Genomic DNA, 19,543 nt, shown 5'->3' on the forward strand with positions numbered 1-19,543 from the left:
CGTGAACCTGCCGCTGACAAGGTTCCGGTGGGACGGCCACCCTGCGGCAGGCACCCGGAGGGGTCAGCCTGATCGGGGACCCGCCAGCCCTCAGTGTGCCACTGCCCTTCGACCCAAGAACCCGCAGTTAACGACGGCGGGCCCCCACCCGGAGGTGAGGGCCCAACAGTAGGACTTCTGATCTAGTGGGCGTGGTCCCCACGGCTGTACTCGAAGACCCAGCCAACCAGTGCGATGACTACCATGCCAAGGCTGATGTAAAGAATCCAAAATCCCGCGGCCAAGCCGAGGAAACCAGTCGCCGCCGACAGGCCGAGCACGAGGGGCCACCAGCTCCAGGGACTGAAATGACCTTGTTCACCCGACCCTTCATGGATCTCGGCGTCAAGCCTGTCCTCGGGCCGCATCCCGATCCGGCGCCCGGTGAACCCCAGGTAGAACCCGATCATGCCCGCCAGGCCGCCGACCAGCAGGATGCCGAGGAACCCGACATATTCGGTCCACCCGGTGAGGTAGCCGTAGACCACTCCGACGAGTACGAAGAAAGGTGCTCCCCAGAAGAAGAGTCCGGTCTCAACCTTCATGTGCTAGGCGTCCTTCCGGTCGGCCGCGCCAAGTGCCTGTCCTACGGCAGAGCTTGGCGTGTGCTGCTGCTGCAGCTCGGGATGGTGGAGATCCAGCGCGGGACGCTCTGACCGGATCCGGGGCAGTGAGGTGAAGTTGTGGCGCGGTGGTGGGCAGGAAGTCGCCCATTCCAGCGAGGCACCGAAGCCCCAGGGGTCGTCGACCTCAACTTTTTTCCCGCTCCGCCACGTGATGTACACGTTCCAGAAGAACGGAATCAGTGAGGCGCCGAGCACGAAGGACGCAATGGTCGAGAACTGGTTCATCGCTGTGAACCCGTCCTCGGGCAGGTAATCCGCGTAACGGCGAGGCATACCGATCACACCCAGCCAGTGCTGGATCAGGAAAGTGCCGTGGAAGCCGACGAACAGCATCCAGAAGTGGATCTTGCCGAGACGTTCGTTGAGCATCTTGCCCGTGAACTTGGGCCACCAGAAATAGAATCCTGCGAACATCGCAAAGACGACGGTGCCGAAGACCACGTAGTGGAAGTGGGCCACCACGAAGTACGTGTCCGAAACGTGGAAGTCGAGCGGAGGTGACGCCAGGATGATGCCGGTGAGTCCACCGAACAGGAAGGTCACCAGGAATCCGAGGCTCCACAGCATGGGCGTCTCGAACGTGATCGAGCCACGCCACATGGTCCCTATCCAGTTGAAGAACTTCACACCCGTCGGCACCGCGATGAGCATGGTCATGAAGGCGAAGAACGGCAGCAGTACTGCCCCGGTGACGTACATGTGGTGGGCCCAGACGGTCACCGAAAGAGCAGCGATCGCGATCGTCGCGTACACAAGGCCCTTGTAGCCAAAGACCGGTTTCCGGCTGAACACGGGGAAAATCTCGGAAACGATGCCGAAGAAAGGCAACGCAATAATGTAGACCTCGGGGTGGCCGAAGAACCAGAACAGGTGCTGCCAGAGGATCGCTCCGCCGTTGTCCGGGTCGAAGATGTGCGCACCGAACCGCCGGTCCGCGCCGAGGGCGAAGAGGGCTGCAGCCAGTGGCGGGAAGGCCATCAGGACGAGGATTGCCGTGACGAGGGTGTTCCAGGTGAAGATCGGCATCCGCCACATGGTCATGCCGGGGGCACGCATGCAGATGATGGTGGTAATGAAGTTGACCGCACCCAGGATGGTACCGAAGCCCGACAACGCCAGGCCGAAGACCCACAGGTCACCACCGAGCCCCGGGGAGAAGGTGGTATTTGATAGCGGAGCATAGGCAAACCAGCCGAAGGATGCAGCACCCTGGGGGGTGATGAAGCCGGAAACGGCGATGGTGCTGCCGAAAAGGAAGAACCAGAAGGCCAGGGCGTTCAATCGTGGGAACGCGACGTCGGGGGCACCGATCTGAAGCGGCATGATGACGTTGGCGAAACCGGCGAACAGCGGGGTCGCGAACATCAGCAGCATGACGGTGCCGTGCATGGTGAAGAGCTGGTTGTACTGTTCCTTGGTCTGCAGGATCTGCATCCCCGGCTCAAAGAGCTCCGCACGGATAACCAGCGCCATGACGCCGGCAAAGCAGAAGAAGACGAAGGACGCGATCAGGTACATGTACCCGATGGTCTTGTGGTCGGTGGAGGTGATCCAACTGACCACTACCCGGCCCTTGGACCGCGGGACAACCCGGGGTGCGACAGTGGTACCGGAATCGTCAGCTGTGTATTCGTAAGTGGACATCAGCCGTTACTCCCTGCTGGTTCAAGTTCGTTGTCGGAGTACGAGTTGCGATCGTATTCTTCACCGAGCTGGCCATCCTCAAGGGTGGCCATGTGCGCATCAAACTCTTGCTGCGAAACGACTGCAACATTGAAGAGCATCTCCGAGTGGTACTCACCGCACAGTTCGGCGCACTTCCCATCGAAGGTGCCTTCCCGTGTGGGAGTGAGGGTGATGTAGTTGGTGCGACCGGGAATCATGTCACGCTTCTGCAGGAACGCTGGCACCCAGAAGGAGTGCAGCACATCGCGGGCATTGAGCTGGAGCTCGACCGTCTGGTTTACCGGCAGATAGAGGGTGGGAAGCGTCTCGGGGATACCTTCCTCACCGGTCAGGTTCGCCTGGACTCCGCTGAAGTACTTGTCTTCGTTCACGTAGTTGAAGTCCCAGGACCACTGCTTGCCACGAACGTCGACTACCAGGTCCGGGTTGTCCACGCGGGCATCGATCGCCTGCTGGTCCCGGTCCGTGAAGTAGAAGAAGACGAGGACCATGAAGAGGGGAATGGTCAGGTAGAAGACCTCGAGGGGAAGGTTGTAGCTTACCTGGCGGGGAAATCCTGTCTCATTCCGGCGCCGGCGGTACGCAACGATGCACCAGATGATGAGACCCCAGGTGATGACGCCGACTATCAGTGCCGCAATCCAGGAGTTCACCCACAGATCAATGATCCGACCGGTGTGGTTGGTGTTGTCGCGCTCGGCGGGCAACCAACCCCTTTGGACTTCAGCTGAACAGCCCGACAGAAACAACGCGCCTACCAGCATGAGGCTGGAGATCTTGGTGACCCTTGCGCGCCGGGTGCCGGTTCGGTGCTGCGAACTCACAGACGGCCCTTCCTTTTCTTACGTGTTTGCCACCCGTGGCGGCGTTACCCCGTGTGCGCGAAAGGCACACATTTAGTTTTACTACTTACTGTAGAGCTTACCCGTAACCGCCGCCATCGGATGACACCAAGACGGCCTGCCGCGGAACTTTTGGCAGGTCATCAATGGTGCTTGTTTGGGCAGCAAACACGTGCTAGTGGAACGAATCGCCGCAGGCGCACGAGCCGCCGGCGTTGGGGTTGTCGATGGTGAACCCCTGCTTGGAGATCGTGTCCTCGAAGTCGATCGAGGCGCCCGCCAGGTAAGGGACGCTCATCCGGTCGACAATGACTTCTACGCCGTCGAACTCCCGGACGGCGTCGCCGTCGAGGGTGCGCTCGTCGAAGTACAGCTGGTAGATCAGGCCTGAACAACCGCCGGGCTGCACGGCAACGCGGAGCCGCAGGTCGGTGCGGCCTTCCTGCTCCAGGAGGCTGCGTACCTTGTCGGCTGCAACATCGGAGAGCATCACCTCATGGGCGGCCAACTCGGCCTCGGTGGTTCCGGTGGTGGTTTCGCTGGTGGAAGTACTCATAACTGGTTTCTCCTCGCTGTGGACACGCGTAGCGGTTTTGTGTCCTAACCCATGGTACGTCGGCAGTCCCGTCCGCGACCAACCCCGGGACCGGCTGGTCGCGGGCGGCGTCCCCGGCCGGGTTGGTCAGAGACCCTCGGCGTTGATGCGGGAGAGCATCAACGCCTCGGCGAGCACCGCCTTCTGGAACTCCGCGAGGTGCAGCGACTCGTTGGCGCTGTGCGCGCGTGAATCGGGATCCTCCACCCCGGTGATCAGGATCTGTGCGGTTGGGTACACCTCGGTCAGGTCGGCGATAAACGGAATCGAACCTCCCATTCCTGCTTCAACGGCCGGGACGCCCCACGCTTCCTGGAGCGCCCACAGTGCGGTCTGCGCGGCTGGCGCCGCGGTATCGGAGGCGAAGGCGCTACCGGTTTCCCCCTCGGTGAACGTGACCGTTGCACCGAAAGGCGCGTGACGCACCACATGGTCCTTGACCGCCGCCATTGCCGACGCCGGATCCTGGCCAGGCGCCAGGCGCAGACTGAACTTGGCGCGGGCCCGCGGGAGGAGGGTGTTGGAGGACAGGGCGACGCTCGGAGCATCAAGGCCAATGATGGACAGTGCCGGCTTGGTCCAGAGTCGTGAGGCGATGGACCCGGTACCAGCGAGGCGGACGCCGTCGAGCACCGAGGCGTCCGCGCGGTAGTCGACCTCCGGGTAGTCGACGGTAGCGTGGTCGCCGCCGGCGAGCCCGGCAATGACGACGTCGCCGGCGTCGTCATGGAATGTGGCGATCAGCCGGGCGAGCAGTGTCGGTGCGTCCAGCACCGGTCCCCCGAACATGCCCGAGTGAACGGCATGTTCAAGGACCTGCACCTCGACGGTGCCGTCGACCAGACCGCGCAGACTCGTGGTCAGGGCGGGAACGCCGACCTTCCAGTTGCTGGAATCGGCAACCACGATCACGTCAGCCTGCAGCAGGTCCCGGTGGGTGTCGAGGAACGTCCTGAAAGTCGGCGATCCGGCCTCCTCCTCACCCTCGATGAAGAGGGTCACGCCGACGCCGAAGTCCTCCCCGAGCACCTCATCCAGCGCGCGGAGGGCGCCCAGGTGAGCCATGATGCCCGCTTTGTCGTCGGCCGCTCCCCTGCCGTATAGCCGGCCGCCGCGTTCGACGGCGGTGAACGGTTCGCTCTCCCACAGCGCGCGGTCGCCCGGCGGCTGCACATCGTGGTGGGCGTAGAGAAGCACAGTCGGCTTTCCGGGTGCGGCCGGCCGGCGGGCGACGACGGCGGGACCGCCCTGGACCCCGTCGGTGGTGACCCGGAGAATCTGGACGTCGCTCACGCCAGCGGCTCGAATCAGGCCAGCGACAGCCTCGGCGCTGCGGTCCAGCTCGGCCGGGTCGAAAGCTTCCCAGGCGATCCCGGGGATGGCGACGAGGTCAATGAGATCGGTGACCACCTCCTCGAAGCCGGTGGCGACGGCGGCGCGAAGGGCCTGAGCCGAAAAGTCGTGGGGGGACGCGTGTTGTTCGTCAGTCATGTAAGTCGACCTTACACAGTGACCGTCGAGTAGTGACGGCTGCATAGTGACCGGGCGCACGCGAGCGTTGCGGCGGGTATCCTAGGAGGGTGTTTGGACGTAAAAAAGAGGCCCCCGAGGCCCCCGTAGACCAGTTGCCCGAAGAGCGCCCTGTTGGCAAGGGAGTGCCGACGCCGCGCCGTAGCTCTCAGGAAGCCGCACGGAAGCGCCCGCTCGTCCCCGACGACCGGAAGGCTGCGAAGGCGGCCGGCAGGGATGCGCAGCGAGCCGAAAGGCTCCGGATGCGCCAGGCCCTCGATACCGGTGAAGAGCGTTACCTGCCCTTGCGTGACAAGGGCCCGGCGCGCCGCTACATCAGGGATTTTGTGGACGCCCGCTGGAATCTCGGCGAGTTCCTCATGGTCGCGGCGCTGGTGTTCGTGATCCTGAGTTTTGTTCCCAGCATGCAGGTCCAGGGAATGGTGTTGTACGCCTTCTGGATCATCATCATCGCCGTCGTGCTTGACTGCTTCCTGCTGCGCCGTAGCCTGAGGGGACGCCTGACCGCAAAGTTTGGTGAGCCCGCCCGCGGCGACCTTTGGTACGGGGTCACCCGTGGGCTGCAGCTCCGCCGCCTGCGGCTTCCGAAGCCGCTGGTGAAGCGCGGCGAATACCCGGCGTAGGACCGGTTCCCTCAGGGACACCGGGCTGCTGCCAGCAGCTAGTGACGCGCTGTGAGCAACTCTTCCAGCCGACGGTTAATCTGCCGGGCCCAGAAGGGCCCCTCGTACAGGAACCCCGTGTAACCCTGCACCAGGGTGGCGCCAGCGTCGAGGCGTTCCAGGACGTCCTCGGCAGTCTCCACCCCGCCGACCGACACGATGGCAAGCTCATCGCCTGCCGCGGCGCGGAGCCGACGCAGCACCTCGAGGGAACGCTGCTTCAGGGGGGCACCGCTCAGTCCACCCACGCCGCACTTCATCACCAGCGCGTTGTCGCTGGCCAGCCCTGAGCGCGTGATGGTGGTGTTCGTAGCGATGACCCCGTCCAGACCGAGATCGACGGCGAGGGCGGCGACGTCGTCGATGTCCTGGTCCTCCAAGTCGGGGGCTATCTTGACGAGCAGCGGCACCGGACGCCCCGCACTGTCGTTGGCTGCCTGCCGGACCGCTGTCAGGAGCGGTCGCAAGGATTCGACGTTCTGCAGGAGGCGGAGACCCGGAGTGTTCGGGGAGCTGACGTTCACCACCAGGTAGTCGGCCGTGGGCGCCAGTTCCCTCGCGCTGACCAGATAGTCCGCGACGGCGTCCCCAAGGTTGACCGCCTTGGTTTTACCGATGTTGACTCCGATGATCGGCCGGTTGGCTACGTACCGTCGTTCCAGCCTTGCGCGGGCCACCTTCAGCCGGGGGGCGACGGCCGCTGCTCCGTCGTTGTTGAATCCCATCCGGTTGATCACGGCTCGGTCTGCGACCAGGCGGAACAGACGTGGTGTCGGGTTGCCGGGCTGTGCCTGGCCGGTGATCGTGCCTACCTCCACATGACCGAATCCCAGGCTGGTCAGGGCGGTAATCCCGTGGCCCTCCTTGTCGAATCCGGCTGCCAGCCCGAACGGGGACGGGAACGTGATGCCGAACGCCGAGGTCTGCAGTCCCGGGTGTGGTTTTGTCAGCTGACGCAGCACCAAGCCGGCGGGTGTGCGTTCCGCGGCACGAATCAGCCGGAACCCGATCTGGTGGGCCCGTTCGGCGTCCATGCGGGAGAAGACCAGTCGGAAAAAGGCAGGGTAGATTCGCATGCTCTAAAACTCCCACGCACAAGCTGCCAACAACAACTCCTGCCCGCCGGCGGTGGAGCTGCTCCTGGAGACGGAGCCAGCGGTTACAGTTTTCGGATGGGGCTGATCTGGAAACCGGACTATCTGGGCGACGGGTTCACCTGCGCCGACCTGCCGCTCGGCACCGACGACGAGGGTCCGTGCGTCGCGACGCTGGTGTCCTACACTCCCCCGACACCCGAGAACCCAATGGCGACGCATCCCCCCGCAGGCAACCGGTTCCATCCCCGTGTCTGGTGGTCGCACCTCCTGGATCGCCTGCCCCAGCGACCCGAGCGAGGGAGCACCAACGAACCGGCATCCGAGGAGCCGCCAGTCACTGCAGTCCTCTACCTGCACGGCTGGAGCGACTACTTCCTCCACCGTGGCCTCGCCGAGTTCTACGCGGCGCGCGGGGTCGCCTTCTACGCGCTGGATCTTCACAAGTACGGGCGCAGCCTACGCGACGGGCAGACCCCCGGATATGTCGGGGACCTCGCCGATTATGACGACGACCTCGATGCGGCGTTGCGGGCGATGGCATCCCACATCCGTGAACGGCAGGGCGCTGAGGTGCCGGTTCACGTGCACCTGATGGCGCACTCCACGGGAGCGCTCATCGCCTCGCTATGGGTCCACCGCAATCCCGGCCGGATTGCCAGCCTGATCCTGAACAGTCCCTGGCTTGATGTGCAGGGTAGTGCGATTTTCCGGGGCGCCACCCAGGGACTGCTGGATCCCATCACCCGGTTCAAACCGAAGGCACGGCTGAAGCTCCCGGAGATCGGTTTTTACTGGCGCAGCATCAGCAATACCGGCGACGGCGACTGGGACATCAATCCCCTGTGGCGTCCCGAGTTCGGCTTCTCCATCAGGGCGGGCTGGGTGGCGGCGGTCCTGGCCGGGCACGCCCAGGTGCGCCGGGGACTGGACATCAACGTACCGGTCCTGGTCCTGGCCTCGACCCGCTCATCGGTGAGCCCGGTCTGGAGCGAGGCGATGCTCACCTCGGACAGTGTGCTGGATGTGACCCTGATGACCCAGCGGGCCCTCCAGCTCGGACCGAACGTGACCGTCTGCCGGTATGAGGGCGCGCTGCACGACGTCCTACTCTCCAAGGAACCGGTCCGCCGCGAGGTGTACCTGACCCTAGACGGGTGGCTCCGCTGTCAGGAGCTTGTCGGCCGGAGCTAGCCCGGTGCCGCAGCCGACTGGTCCACCGCGCCACCGAAGCGTCGGTCCCTGCCCGCGTACTCGCCGATCGCCCGCCACAACACCCGGCGGTCGACGTCGGGCCAGAGCACGTCCATGAACACCATCTCCGCATAGGCGGACTGCCACAGCATGAAGTTGGAGAACCTCTGCTCACCGGAGGTCCGCAGGAACAGGTCGACGTCGGGGAGATCGGGTTCGTCGAGGTACTTCTGGATGGTCTTCTCCGACACGGCCGACGCGCGCAGCTTGCCGGCCTGGACCTGCTCGGCGATGGCGCGGGCAGCGTCGGCGATCTCCGCACGGCCCCCATAGTTGACACACATGGTGAGGGTGCAGGTGGTGTTGCCGAGGGTCTGCTGTTCAGCCACCTCCAGTTCCTTCACCACCGACTGCCACAGTCGGGGACGCCGTCCGGACCAGCGGATCCGCACGCCCCAAGCGTCCAGCTGATCGCGCTGTCGACGCAGGACGTCCCGGCTGAACCCCATCAGGAACCGCACCTCGTCCGGCGAGCGTTTCCAGTTCTCGGTGGAGAACGCGTAGACCGACACGTGCTTCACCCCGATCTCGATGGCGCCGGCCATCACATCGAGCAGTGCCGCTTCCCCGGCACGGTGGCCTTCCGTCCGGGGCAGACCGCGCTGGTTGGCCCACCGGCCGTTCCCGTCCATCACGATCGCCACGTGCTTGGGCACGAACTGCGCCGGGATGGCGGGAGCCGTTTCGCCCGAGGGGTGTGGCCACGGGCGGGTAGGGCTGGTGGTTCGCCAGTCCTGATTGGCTGTCGGTCCTGACTTCACTGACGCTCCACTAGTTTGAGGGATTTGACGACGCGTTCGAGGTGCCACTGCAGATAACTAGCGACCAGCCCGGCGGCCTCCCGGCGGGACTGTGGGCCGGAGGCGTCGGCTGTGTCCCAGTTCCCGGAGAGCAGAGCGGCGAGCAGCTCCATTGACTCGGCCGACGGCGACGCGGCTCCTGGTGGACGGCAGTCGGGGCACACTCCCCCACCCAGGGGCGCCGAGAAGGCGGAGTGCGGCCCGGGCGTCCCACAGCGGGCGCAATCGGTGAAGCTCGGTGCCCAGCCGGCGGTGGCGAGGGCACGCAGCAGGTAAGAGTCGAGGATCAGCTCCGGTGCGTGCAAGCCCCTGCTCAGGGCTGACAGCGCCCCGACGATGAGGTTGTACTGGGCTCCGGAGGATTCGCCGTCGGCGTCGGTAAGCCGCTCCGCCGTTTCGGCGATCGCCGCGGCAGCCGTGTACCGGCCGTAGTCGGCGGCGATCCCGTGGCCGTAGGCGCCCTTCGTTTGCGCCTGGGTGACGACGTCGAGGCTGCGTCCGGCCACCAGCTGCAGATCCACCGTCATGTAGGGTTCCAGCCGCGAACCGAACTTGCTGCTGGTGCGGCGCACACCTTTGGCCACGGCCCTGACCTGCCCGTGATCCCTGGTGAGGAAGACGATGATCCGGTCGGCTTCACCGAGTTTGTAGGTGCGCAGCACAACGCCTTCGGCGCGGTAGGTGCGGGAGGCGAAGGACGAGGACACCGTTCCATTTTCGCACCACTTCCGCCGCACGGGGGCATCGGTGGGGGCGCGCCCCCTGACCGTTGCCCCCGTGTGGCTTGATGCCCCGCCGGTGACGCTAGCTGGCCTGCTGGTCCCTGATCGCACGGTTCACAGCTGAGATGACTGCCTTCAGCGCGGCCATCGTGGTGTTGGAGTCGATGCCGATCCCCCAGAGGACGCGTTCCCCGATAGTGCACTCGACGTAGGCTGCCGCGCGGGCGTTGCCCCCGGCGGACAGGGCATGCTCGGTGTAGTCCAGGACCCGCACGTCCACCCCGTCCTCGCCCAGGATGGAGAGCAGAGCCGCAATCGGGCCGTTGGCCTCGGCGGAACGCCGCTGTTGGACGCCGTCCACCAGCAGGGACGCGGTAAGCTTGAAGGAGTCGTCCTCCCCGGTAGCGGTGTTGACGCTGGTGAGGGCATAGTGTCCCCAGGTGCCCGCGCCACCAGCCCGGCTGGGCAGGTACTCGTCCTGGAAGACCTTCCACAACTCGGCCCCGGTAATTTCCCCGCCAGCCGTGTCGGTGCGACGCTGGATGACCCCCGAGAACTCGATCTGCGCCCGTCGCGGCAGGTCCAGGCTGTGCTCGTTCTTCAGCAGGTAGGCGACACCGCCCTTGCCGGACTGGGAGTTGACCCGGATCACTGCCTCATAGCTGCGCCCAATATCCTTCGGGTCAATCGGCAGGTAGGGCACCGCCCAGGGGATGTCCTCGACGGTCGTGCCGGCATCGGCGGCGTCGGCCTCCATCCGTTCGAAGCCCTTCTTGATGGCGTCCTGATGGGAGCCGGAGAAGGCGGTGAACACCAGGTCGCCACCGTACGGTGAACGCTCGGGGACGGGGAGTTGGTTGCAGTACTCCGCGGTCCGCCGGATGTGGTCAATGTCGGAGAAGTCGATCTCCGGGTCGATACCCTGACCGTAGAGGTTCATGCCCAGCGTCACCAGGTCAACGTTGCCGGTGCGCTCGCCGTTGCCAAAGAGGCAGCCCTCGATCCGGTCAGCGCCCGCCAGGTAACCGAGCTCGGCTGCTGCGACGCCGGTCCCGCGGTCGTTGTGCGGGTGCAGGGACAGGATGATGTTTTCCCTGTTGTCCAGATTCCGGCACATCCACTCGATCGAGTCGGCGTACACATTGGGGGTGGCCATCTCGACGGTTGCCGGCAGGTTCAGGATCATCTGGCGGTCTGCGCTGGCTTCCAGGACCACCGCGACCTCGTTGCTGATCCGCGCCGCGAATTCCAGTTCGGTGCCGGTGAAGGACTCGGGAGAGTACTCGTAGGTGACCTCGGTGTTCCGGAGGGTTTCCTCGAACTTCTTGCAGAGCCGCGCCCCGGTCAGCGCGATGTCGATGATGCCGTCCTTGTCCTGGTTGAACACCACCCGGCGCTGCAGGACCGAGGTCGAGTTGTACAGGTGGACGATGGCACGATCGGCGCCCTCAATCGACTGGTAGGTCCGCTCGATCAGGTGCTCCCGGGCCTGGGTGAGGACCTGGATGGTGACGTCGTCGGGAATCCGGTCCGTCTCGATCAGCTGACGGACGAAGTCGAAGTCGGTCTGCGACGCCGAAGGGAACCCCACCTCGATCTCCTTGTAGCCCATCTGGACGAGAAGGTCGAACATCTTGTGCTTGCGTTCGGGGCTCATCGGATCGATCAGCGCCTGGTTCCCGTCCCTCAGGTCGACCGCACACCAGCGCGGTGCCTTGGTGATGACCTTGTCGGGCCAGGTCCGGTCCGGCAGTTCAACGGTGATCTGGTCCTGGAACGGCGTGTACTTGTGGAACGGCATTCCGGACGTCTTTTGTGCGTTGCGCATGATGATTGGCCTGTTCTCTGGAGGTTCTGGGGGAAGACTCCGGGGCAGCTTCGGTACGACTCTGAGCCGGGTTCTTCAGGACTGGGCCGGGCATCACTGACTCCGCAGCGGGGAGTCGGCCTTGACTGTGTCTTGAGTGACTACCTAGTCGTTCTGGCCCCGCCGCGGCAGCTAAGGAGAAGCAGTTCTGCGCGCACAAGCCCACCCTAGCATGGAGCATAGGATGGAATCCGGATCGATTTCACTTCATCGCACCCCCGAATTCACCCCACCAGTGAGGACAACCATGACAACGGCAGGGACCACCCACACGGCAACCGGTACTGAGGAACGGGTTCAGGATGACCTGTTCCGGCACGTCAACGGTGGCTGGTTGAGCACCACCGATATTCCGGCAGACCGGCCGCTGGAAGGCGCCTTCACGCAGCTCCGGGATGCTGCCGAACTGGCCGTGCGCCAGATCATCGAGGACGCGGCGTCGACGCCTTCTCCGTCCGGCGACAATTTCAGGATCAAGGCGCTCTACGGCTCTTTCATGGACGAGGACCACATTGAGCGGGTCGGCGCGGACCCGGTAGCTCCCCTGCTGGAGAGGATTGACGCGGTCGAGTCAACGGCGGCCCTGGTCGCGCTGGACGCCGAACTCTCCCGGACCGGTATCGCCGGGCTGGCGCTGCCCTACGTGAGCAACGACGCCGGCAACCCCGAAAGGTACCTGCTGCACCTCTACCAGTCGGGGCTGGGCATGCCCGACGAGTCCTACTACCGGGAGGACAAGTTCGAAACCTCCCGGACCGAGTACCGGTCCCTCCTGGTCGCCCTGTTCAAGGAAGCGGGAGTGGACGACGCGGAGGGACGGGCCACGGCCGTCTTCGACCTGGAAACCCAACTCGCGGCTGCCCATATGGATGCGGTCACCCGGCGGGACCCGCAGGCCACCTACAACCTGCTGGGCCTGGACGCCGTCGTCGAGCTGGCACCGTTCAGCGGCCCATGGCTTCGGACCCTGACCCGCGACGCCGACGGCATCGACGAGCTGATCGTCAGCCAGCCCCAGTATCTGGCCGCAGTGGACCGGCTCCTGGCCTCGGGAGACCTCTCGGTGTGGAAAAGCTGGCTCACCGCCCGGGTGCTGCTGCACGCGGCCGGGTACCTCAGCCGCGCGTTCGTTGACGCTGCGTTCGCCTTCTACGGCACTCACCTCAGCGGCATACCGCAGATCAAAGACCGCTGGAAGCGCGGGGTTGCCCTGGTGGAGGGGGCCGTCGGAGAGGCTGTCGGACGGGAGTACGTGAACCGGCACTTCCCACCCACCCACAAGGCCATCATGCTGGGGCTGGTCGAAAACCTGCTGTCCGCTTACCGGGACAGCATCACCTCGCTCGACTGGATGACCTCAGAGACGAAAGAGCGCGCCCTCGCCAAGCTGGAACGGTTCCACACCAAGATCGGCTTCCCCGACCAGTGGATCGATTATGCGGAACTGGAAATCGTCGACGGCGACACCTACGGGAACGTCCGCCGAGCGACAGCCTTCGAACTGGATCGCCAGCTCGCCCGGCTCGGTGGACCGATCGACCGCGGCAACTGGCTGATGACACCGCAAACCGTCAATGCCTACTACATGCCCACCATGAACGAAATCGTCTTCCCGGCAGCCATTCTGCAGCCGCCGTTCTTCGACGTCGACGCCGATCCGGCGGTCAACTACGGAGCAATCGGCGCGGTGATCGGCCACGAGATCGGCCACGGATTTGACGATAAGGGTTCACAGTTCGATGGAAGTGGCCGCCTGGACAACTGGTGGACCGACCAGGACCGGGCCGCCTTCGACGCACTCACCGCGCGTCTGGTGGAGCAGTACGATGCCCTCAGCCCGGCCGAGGCTCCCGGACACACCGTCAACGGCAAGCTCACCCTCGGCGAGAACATCGGCGACCTGGGCGGGCTGTCCATCGGCTACCGCGCCTACCTGCTGAGCCTGGACGGCGCGGAACCGCCGGTCATTGATGGCTTGACCGGCGCTCAGCGGTTCTTCATCTCGTGGGCCCAGTGCTGGCGGCAGAAGATCCGCGGCGAGGAGGCCGTCCGCCGGCTGACCGTCGATCCGCACTCCCCCAACGAGTTCAGGTGCAATCAGGTGGTGCGCAACCTGGACCCGTTCCATGACGCGTTTGGCGTGACCGAGGCAGATCAGCTGTGGCTGGACCCCGACCAGCGGGTCCGGATCTGGTAGCTGCTACGAGCCGAACGACGACTGGCAGGTCACCTGGTCAGCAGTCTGGCCTGACAGCTCGGGCGGCAGGCCCTCCGTCGTGACGGTGCTGCCGCTCGTGAAGTCGGCGCCGACGCTCAGGGCGAGCCCCACGGTAGCGGGGCTGGACAACACCTGAACATCGGCGAGCCCAAACAGCTCGGCCACCGCTGTTGCGATCGCCTCGTAGCCCGGACCGACGAACAGCTGGGTTGCCGGTGTTTCGGAGTCCTCACTAACCACCGCCTGGGTGTAGCCCTCGCCCTGCAGCAGTTCCAGGATTTCCTCACCCCGGTCGGTTTCTCCGGAGGAGTCAATGACGGTGAACGGGACTGCGGCGGGATCGAAGTCGGGTTCCTCCTCAGCGGAGGGCTCTGCGCTCGGCTCCTGGGACGCCTCACCTGAGGCGGATGGGTCGGAAGAGGCCGAGGGGCCGGGAGAGTTGGAGGGGTCAGGAGCAGCTGACGGCTCGGGTTCCGCGGCGTCGATGATGCTGCGATCGTCCACGAGGGTCTCGAACAGTTCGGCGGCGCGTTCCTCGTCAGGGACCAGCCGGTTCAGGTCCGGTTCGTAGGGCAGCACGGGCATCGTCACGAAGGCCACCTTCGCCAGATCGACGTCCTTCAGGCGATCGGCCAGGCGCAGGAGGTCGGGAATCTGGCTCAGCCCGTCATCGACGGTGAGATTCCTGGTGATGGTTTCGGCGATCGCGTACATCCGGGGAAGGTTGTTGAGGGTTCCTTCCTCGGTGATCTTGCGGGCCATTGACGCCATGAACGACTGTTGGGCGCGAATCCTGCCCTCGTCGCCACCGTCAGCGAAACCGTGGCGGGTCCGCAGGAAGGCCAGCGCCTGCTCACCCTCCACCTCGGAGGTGCCAGCGGGCAGGCTGAGCCCGGAGTAGGTGTCCTCGATGGCCTGGTTCACGCAGACCTCGACGCCGCCGAGGGTCGAGGAGAGTTCCTTGACAGCCTTGAAATCGGCCATCATGAAGTGGTCGATCTTCAGGCCGGTCAGTTCGTTGATCGCGGCGACGGTGCAGCCAGGCCCACCGTTGCCGAGCGCACCGTTGAGCATCGCGAGATCCTGCGCCGGGCTGAGCGTCCCGGATTCAGGGTCGAGGCAGGCCGGCAGCGGCACCAGGAGGTCGCGGGGGAAGCTGACCATCGTGACGTTCTCCCGGTCAGCGGACAGGTGCATCATCATCATGACATCGGAGTTGCCGGTCTCAGTGGTGAACTCCTCGCCACCGTACGCGGCGTTTTCCGACCCTTCCCGGGTATCGGTCCCGAGGATCAGGATCTGCACGGGGTCCCGGTCGATATTGGCGGTGTCGTCGCCGTCCTGATCGGTGCCAAGGTTCAGGGGCTGGGTCAGCACGTTGCCCTGCAACCGCAGCAGCTGGACGGAGGCGAACCCTGCACCGGCGATGAGCACCGTGGCCAGGACACCGGCAATGATCTTCAGGGCGGTCTGAGGCGCCGACCGGCCGAGGTGGCGCCCACCCGGAGACGCCGCAGCGCCCTCGGCGGGGTGGCCGGCATCGGCGGATCGGGGACTCATTCGGTGCGGCCCTTTCGGAGAATTTCGGTCGGGTGTAGCTGGTGGACGGTGGCAAAGCGAACCAGTCCCAGCCTCTCAGTCAACGACTGCTGGAGCCGGGTAGTGCCCGGCCTAGAACCCCAGGCGCACCAGCTGCTTGGGGTCGCGCTGCCAGTCCTTGGCAATTTTCACGTGCAGGTCGAGGTAGATCCGCGTGCCCAGCAGGGCTTCGATGCTCTTGCGCGCGTTGGTGCCTACCTCCCGGAGGCGGGCACCACCCTTACCAATGATGATTGCTTTCTGGGAGGAACGCTCGACGAAAAGGTTCACCCGGACGTCGAGCAGCTGGTTGTCCGCGCTCCGGCCCTCCCGGGGAACAATCTCATCGACCACCACAGCAAGCGAGTGCGGCATTTCATCGCGGACGCCTTCGAGGGCCGCTTCCCTGACCAGTTCCGCGACCATCACGGCCTCCGGCTCATCGGTCAGCGCACCACCCGGGTACAGGGGCGGGGATTCGGGCATGTGCGACACGAACACGTCCCCCACCGTCTCCACCTGGAAGCCGTCGGCGGCAGACACCGGGACGACGTCGGCCCATCCGTCCTCACCGAGCACCTCCTCACCCAGGGCCACGACAGCCATCAGCTGCCGCGTCAGGGCGGCACGGTCCACCAGATCGGTTTTGGTCACGACGGCGATCAGCGGTTTGCGCTGCAGGCGGGACAACTGCTGGGAAATGAACTTGTCGCCCGGCCCGATCGGCTCGTTGGCGGGGATACAGAATCCGATCGCGTCCACTTCGGCGAGCGTGTCTGCCACGAGGTCGTTCAACCGCTGCCCCAGGAGAGTGCGGGGACGGTGCAGTCCCGGCGTGTCAACAAGGATCAGCTGGGAGTCCTCCCGGTGCACAATCCCCCTGATGGTGTGCCGCGTGGTCTGCGGTTTGGACGAGGTGATGGCCACCTTCTGTCCCACCAGCGCGTTGGTCAATGTCGATTTGCCGGCATTCGGGCGACCGACCAGGGATACGAACCCGGCCCGGTGCTGTTTTTCGCTCATGATATTCCGCCGTGTCCTTGAAGTTGTGCGGGATGTCGGTCCCGGCCGTCGTCGTCGTTCGCGGGTTCCCGCTTCCGCACAATGATGTGCGATACCCGGTTTCTGCGGCCTTCGACCCGTTCGGCGCGCAATCCGATGCTGCCAACGGTGACCTCGCTTCCGACGATGGGCACCCGGCCGAGTGTCTTCGCGAGCAGACCGCCCACCGTGTCCACCTCGTCGTCCTCCAGATCGACGTGGAAGATCTCCCCCAGGTCGTCGATGCCCATCCGTGAGCTGATCCGGTATTCGCCGTTGCCGAGTTGTTCCAGCTCGGGTACTTCGGAGTCGTACTCGTCCACGATCTCGCCGACAATTTCCTCGATCAGGTCCTCGAGGGTCACCAGGCCCGCGGTGCCGCCATACTCGTCGATGACGATGGCGACGTGGGTGGATTCGCGTTGCAGTTCCTGCAGGAAATCGCTCACCGGCTTTGACTCCGGGACGTAGCGCACCGCCCGGCACACGCCGTCCACCGGATCCGAGTCCCGATCATCGGGACCGTGCAGCTGGGCGACGACGTCCTTGAGGTAGAGGATGCCGATGATGTCGTCGGCGCTGTCGCCGATGACGGGAATGCGGGAATAGCCCGAGCGCAGGAACAGCGACATCGCCTGTTTCAGCGTGGACCCGGTCTCGATGGACACCATGTCGGTGCGCGGCACCATGACGGAGCGCACCTTGGTGTCGCCCAGTTCAAACACGGAGTGGATCAGTTCCGCCTCGCTGTCCTCGATCATCTCCGCGTCGTTGGCGCGCGAGAGCAGTTCGCGGAACTCCTCTTCAGTGAAGAAGGCCGCCTCGGCGCGGGCCGCTCCCGGGGTGATGGAGCTGCCCAGGGAGACGAGCCAGCGTGGCACCGGCCCGAGGACCCCGCACAGGAAACGAACCAGTCCGGCCGTGGCAGGAACCACTGTGCTGGCGTGGGTGCGACCCAGTTGACGGGGCGACACACCCACGAGGACAAACCCGACCGCGGCCATGGTGGCAGTGGCCAGCAGGCCAGCAATCCACACGTTGTCGAGGATGTCGTGGAAGAGGATGGCGACTGCCACGGCGGCGGCCATCTCGAACCAGACCCGCCAGAACCGGAGCGCGTGCATGTGGGCGATGGGCGAGGCGAGAATCCGCTCCAGCGCGCGGCCGGATTTGCCCTGCAGCAGTTCCTCGCCCTCCTGGCGGGGCAGATAGCTGAAGGCGGCCTCGGCGGCCGTGACCAGCGCTGCAACGAGGACAAACACCAACGCCATGAGTGCGAGGACCCAAATGATCAACTGACAGTCTCCTCGGGCGCTTTTCCGCCCAGATAGTCGGCCAGCAGGCGACGCTGGAGGCCGAACATTTCAGCCTCCTCGTCGGGTTCCGCATGGTCGTACCCCAGCAGATGCAGCACCCCGTGGGTGGTCAGAAGGAGCAGTTCCTCGCCGGTGGAGTGACCAGCCTTCGCGGCCTGCTCCTGCGCCACCTCGGGGCAGAGGACCACGTCGCCGAGAACACCTGCCGCGGTGAGCCGGCCGGCGGTGCCGGGACGGAGCTCGTCCATGGGGAACGACAGGACATCGGTGGGTCCCGGCTCGTCCATCCATTCGAGATGAAGTTTTTCCATCGCCACCGTGTCGACGAGGATGATCGACAGCTCTGCCTCGGGGTGGACGTACAGGCTATCCAGAAGGAACCGTCCCAGCCGGACCAGGTTCTCCTCATCGGCGTCGATCCCTGATTCGTTGTTGACCTCGATGCTCATGCCTTGCCTCCCGCGTGTGACCGCGGGCCCCGGTGGTCGCGGGCGGCCGAGGCACGCTGGTTTTCATCCCAAACGCTGTAGGCGGTCACGATGTCGCCGACCAGCCGGTGCCGGACGACGTCGGAGGCGTCCAGGGTTCGGAAGCTGACGTCGTCGACCCCCTGGAGGATTTCGCTGACCACCCGCAGGCCCGAGTTGGTGCCGCCGGGGAGGTCCACCTGGGTGATGTCGCCGGTGACCACCATCTTGGAGCCGAAGCCGAGCCGGGTGAGGAACATTTTCATCTGCTCGGGCGTGGTGTTCTGCGCCTCGTCCAGGATGATGAACGCGTCGTTGAGGGTGCGTCCGCGCATGTAGGCCAGCGGGGCCACCTCAATGGTGCCCGCAGCCATCAATCGGGGAATCGTGTCAGGGTCCATCATGTCGTGGAGGGCATCGTAGAGGGGCCTCAGGTACGGGTCGATCTTGTCGCTGAGGGTGCCGGGCAGGAACCCCAGCCGCTCGCCCGCCTCCACCGCCGGGCGGGTGAGGATGATCCGGTTGACTTCCTTGTGCTGCAGCGCCTGCACAGCCTTGGCCATTGCCAGATAGGTCTTCCCGGTACCGGCCGGGCCGATCCCGAACACCACCGTGTGCCGGTCGATCGCCTCGACATAGTCGCGCTGGTTCAGCGTCTTGGGCCTGATGGTCCTGCCGCGGGAGGACAGGATGTTCATGGTCAGCACGTCCGAGGGGCTGCTGATCGACTGATCCTTCAGCATCGAAAGGAGCTGCCGGAGAACCTGTGGATTGACTGTGGTGTTGTTCGCGGCGAGGGTGCGGATTTCGGAGATGAGCCGCTCCGTGCGTGACACGTCGACGGCGGGTCCGGTGATGGACAGCTCGTTGCCCCGCACATGCAGGTTGACCCCCACGAAGGTGCTTTCGATCAGCCGCAAGGCTTCATCGTTCGTCCCCAGCGCCTGAACCATCTGTTCCGTCGAATCGAAGTGGATCACGACCGTGTCGAGCCCCACTGCGCTAATGCCAACTGAAGAATCGGTCATATAATCGGCCTTCGCGGCCTTCCATCTCTCCTTGAATCGGTAACTGACGGCACGACCGTCCGCAGCCAATCTTACGTCACCCGACCCCCTTCCGAGGAGTTTCCACTCCTGGCGGATCCGTCGGATCGGGGGGCTGCTGCCGCACTCAGGAAGCAGTTGGTCACTACCGGGCAACGGC

At 65.0% G+C, this 19,543-nt stretch carries 17 protein-coding genes; 3 read left to right on the forward strand and 14 right to left on the reverse strand.

Annotation, left to right across the window (positions count from 1 at the left end):
• Positions 1–182: 182 nt before the first annotated feature.
• The 5 genes from IWX64_RS05375 to IWX64_RS05395 all read right to left on the reverse strand — a co-directional run bounded on the left by IWX64_RS05375 (position 183) and on the right by IWX64_RS05395 (position 5,279).
• On the reverse strand, positions 183–584 hold the full coding sequence (locus IWX64_RS05375) for a cytochrome c oxidase subunit 4 (RefSeq protein ID WP_196866133.1): 402 nt from the start codon (positions 582–584) through the stop codon (positions 183–185).
• A 3-nt stretch (positions 585–587) separates the two neighbouring features.
• A complete protein-coding gene (gene ctaD / locus IWX64_RS05380; protein ID WP_196866134.1) occupies positions 588–2,309 on the reverse strand; it encodes an aa3-type cytochrome oxidase subunit I in 1,722 nt (573 codons plus the stop codon).
• On the reverse strand, positions 2,309–3,175 hold the full coding sequence (gene ctaC, locus IWX64_RS05385; protein WP_196866135.1) for an aa3-type cytochrome oxidase subunit II: 867 nt from the start codon (positions 3,173–3,175) through the stop codon (positions 2,309–2,311). Before ctaC ends, ctaD begins: the two co-directional genes overlap by 1 nt.
• Positions 3,176–3,368: 193 nt before the next feature.
• Positions 3,369–3,749, reverse strand: a complete 381-nt coding sequence (locus IWX64_RS05390; protein ID WP_171585239.1) for a HesB/IscA family protein — start codon at positions 3,747–3,749, stop codon at positions 3,369–3,371.
• A gap of 126 nt (positions 3,750–3,875) precedes the next feature.
• A complete protein-coding gene (locus tag IWX64_RS05395) occupies positions 3,876–5,279 on the reverse strand; it encodes a dipeptidase (RefSeq protein ID WP_196866136.1) in 1,404 nt (467 codons plus the stop codon).
• Positions 5,280–5,368: 89 nt separating this feature from the next.
• Between IWX64_RS05395 and IWX64_RS05400 the strand changes: the two genes are divergently transcribed.
• On the forward strand, positions 5,369–5,941 hold the full coding sequence (locus IWX64_RS05400) for a DUF3043 domain-containing protein (RefSeq protein ID WP_196866137.1): 573 nt from the start codon (positions 5,369–5,371) through the stop codon (positions 5,939–5,941).
• A gap of 38 nt (positions 5,942–5,979) precedes the next feature.
• Here IWX64_RS05400 and IWX64_RS05405 read toward each other — a convergent pair whose 3' ends face one another.
• The gene (locus IWX64_RS05405; RefSeq protein ID WP_196866138.1) at positions 5,980–7,056 is read right to left on the reverse strand and encodes a quinone-dependent dihydroorotate dehydrogenase; all 1,077 of its coding nucleotides are present in this window, start codon (positions 7,054–7,056) and stop codon (positions 5,980–5,982) included.
• 96 nt (positions 7,057–7,152) lie between these two features.
• On the opposite strand from IWX64_RS05405, the gene IWX64_RS05410 reads away from it, so the two are divergent.
• Positions 7,153–8,268, forward strand: a complete 1,116-nt coding sequence (locus tag IWX64_RS05410; protein ID WP_196866139.1) for an alpha/beta hydrolase — start codon at positions 7,153–7,155, stop codon at positions 8,266–8,268.
• Here IWX64_RS05410 and IWX64_RS05415 read toward each other — a convergent pair.
• The 3 genes from IWX64_RS05415 to leuA all read right to left on the reverse strand — a co-directional run bounded on the left by IWX64_RS05415 (position 8,265) and on the right by leuA (position 11,678).
• Positions 8,265–9,089 (reverse strand): isoprenyl transferase, encoded by an 825-nt coding sequence (locus IWX64_RS05415; protein ID WP_196866140.1) that lies wholly within the window; start codon positions 9,087–9,089, stop codon positions 8,265–8,267. The two genes, IWX64_RS05410 and IWX64_RS05415, sit on opposite strands and share 4 nt — an antisense overlap.
• Positions 9,086–9,835 carry a DNA repair protein RecO gene (gene recO, locus IWX64_RS05420; protein WP_196866141.1) on the reverse strand — a complete coding sequence of 250 codons (750 nt, stop codon included), beginning with the start codon at positions 9,833–9,835 and terminating at the stop codon, positions 9,086–9,088. The genes IWX64_RS05415 and recO overlap by 4 nt, the downstream gene beginning before the upstream one ends.
• 97 nt (positions 9,836–9,932) lie before the next feature.
• Positions 9,933–11,678, reverse strand: coding sequence for a 2-isopropylmalate synthase (gene leuA, locus IWX64_RS05425; protein ID WP_196866142.1), 1,746 nt, complete (start codon positions 11,676–11,678; stop codon positions 9,933–9,935).
• A 286-nt stretch (positions 11,679–11,964) separates the two neighbouring features.
• Between leuA and IWX64_RS05430 the strand changes: the two genes are divergently transcribed.
• Entirely contained in the window at positions 11,965–13,914 is a 1,950-nt protein-coding gene (locus IWX64_RS05430; RefSeq protein WP_196866143.1) for a M13 family metallopeptidase, read from the forward strand.
• A 3-nt stretch (positions 13,915–13,917) separates the two neighbouring features.
• Here IWX64_RS05430 and IWX64_RS05435 read toward each other — a convergent pair whose 3' ends face one another.
• The 5 genes from IWX64_RS05435 to IWX64_RS05455 form a co-directional block, all read right to left on the reverse strand.
• Entirely contained in the window at positions 13,918–15,495 is a 1,578-nt protein-coding gene (locus tag IWX64_RS05435) for an LCP family glycopolymer transferase (RefSeq protein WP_196866144.1), read from the reverse strand.
• 111 nt (positions 15,496–15,606) lie between these two features.
• A complete protein-coding gene (era, locus tag IWX64_RS05440; protein ID WP_196866145.1) occupies positions 15,607–16,536 on the reverse strand; it encodes a GTPase Era in 930 nt (309 codons plus the stop codon).
• Positions 16,533–17,825, reverse strand: coding sequence for a hemolysin family protein (locus IWX64_RS05445; protein ID WP_442859033.1), 1,293 nt, complete (start codon positions 17,823–17,825; stop codon positions 16,533–16,535). The genes era and IWX64_RS05445 overlap by 4 nt, the downstream gene beginning before the upstream one ends.
• Before the next feature lie 20 nt (positions 17,826–17,845).
• Entirely contained in the window at positions 17,846–18,319 is a 474-nt protein-coding gene (gene ybeY / locus IWX64_RS05450; RefSeq protein WP_196866147.1) for an rRNA maturation RNase YbeY, read from the reverse strand.
• Positions 18,316–19,365: a PhoH family protein gene (locus tag IWX64_RS05455; RefSeq protein ID WP_196866148.1), complete on the reverse strand. Its 1,050-nt coding sequence runs from the start codon at positions 19,363–19,365 to the stop codon at positions 18,316–18,318. The genes ybeY and IWX64_RS05455 overlap by 4 nt, the downstream gene beginning before the upstream one ends.
• Positions 19,366–19,543: the final 178 nt, after the last annotated feature.

It is taken from the genome of Arthrobacter sp. CAN_A212, from assembly GCF_015752345.1.
Taxonomy (GTDB): Bacteria; Actinomycetota; Actinomycetes; order Actinomycetales; family Micrococcaceae; genus Arthrobacter_D.

Excerpts from the sequence above, each read along its gene's own strand:
- IWX64_RS05405 (WP_196866138.1), bottom strand. The coding sequence starts at position 7,056 with ATGCGAATCTACCCTGCCTTTTTCCGACTGGTCTTCTCCCGCATGGAC.
- ctaD (WP_196866134.1), bottom strand. The coding sequence starts at position 2,309 with ATGTCCACTTACGAATACACAGCTGACGATTCCGGTACCACTGTCGCA.
- IWX64_RS05445 (WP_442859033.1), bottom strand. The coding sequence starts at position 17,825 with ATGGCGTTGGTGTTTGTCCTCGTTGCAGCGCTGGTCACGGCCGCCGAG.
- IWX64_RS05455 (WP_196866148.1), bottom strand. The coding sequence starts at position 19,365 with ATGACCGATTCTTCAGTTGGCATTAGCGCAGTGGGGCTCGACACGGTC.
- IWX64_RS05435 (WP_196866144.1), bottom strand. The coding sequence starts at position 15,495 with ATGAGTCCCCGATCCGCCGATGCCGGCCACCCCGCCGAGGGCGCTGCG.
- IWX64_RS05375 (WP_196866133.1), bottom strand. The coding sequence starts at position 584 with ATGAAGGTTGAGACCGGACTCTTCTTCTGGGGAGCACCTTTCTTCGTA.
- IWX64_RS05410 (WP_196866139.1), top strand. The coding sequence starts at position 7,153 with ATGGGGCTGATCTGGAAACCGGACTATCTGGGCGACGGGTTCACCTGC.
- era (WP_196866145.1), bottom strand. The coding sequence starts at position 16,536 with ATGAGCGAAAAACAGCACCGGGCCGGGTTCGTATCCCTGGTCGGTCGC.
- IWX64_RS05390 (WP_171585239.1), bottom strand. The coding sequence starts at position 3,749 with ATGAGTACTTCCACCAGCGAAACCACCACCGGAACCACCGAGGCCGAG.
- leuA (WP_196866142.1), bottom strand. The coding sequence starts at position 11,678 with ATGCGCAACGCACAAAAGACGTCCGGAATGCCGTTCCACAAGTACACG.
- IWX64_RS05430 (WP_196866143.1), top strand. The coding sequence starts at position 11,965 with ATGACAACGGCAGGGACCACCCACACGGCAACCGGTACTGAGGAACGG.
- IWX64_RS05395 (WP_196866136.1), bottom strand. The coding sequence starts at position 5,279 with ATGACTGACGAACAACACGCGTCCCCCCACGACTTTTCGGCTCAGGCC.
- ybeY (WP_196866147.1), bottom strand. The coding sequence starts at position 18,319 with ATGAGCATCGAGGTCAACAACGAATCAGGGATCGACGCCGATGAGGAG.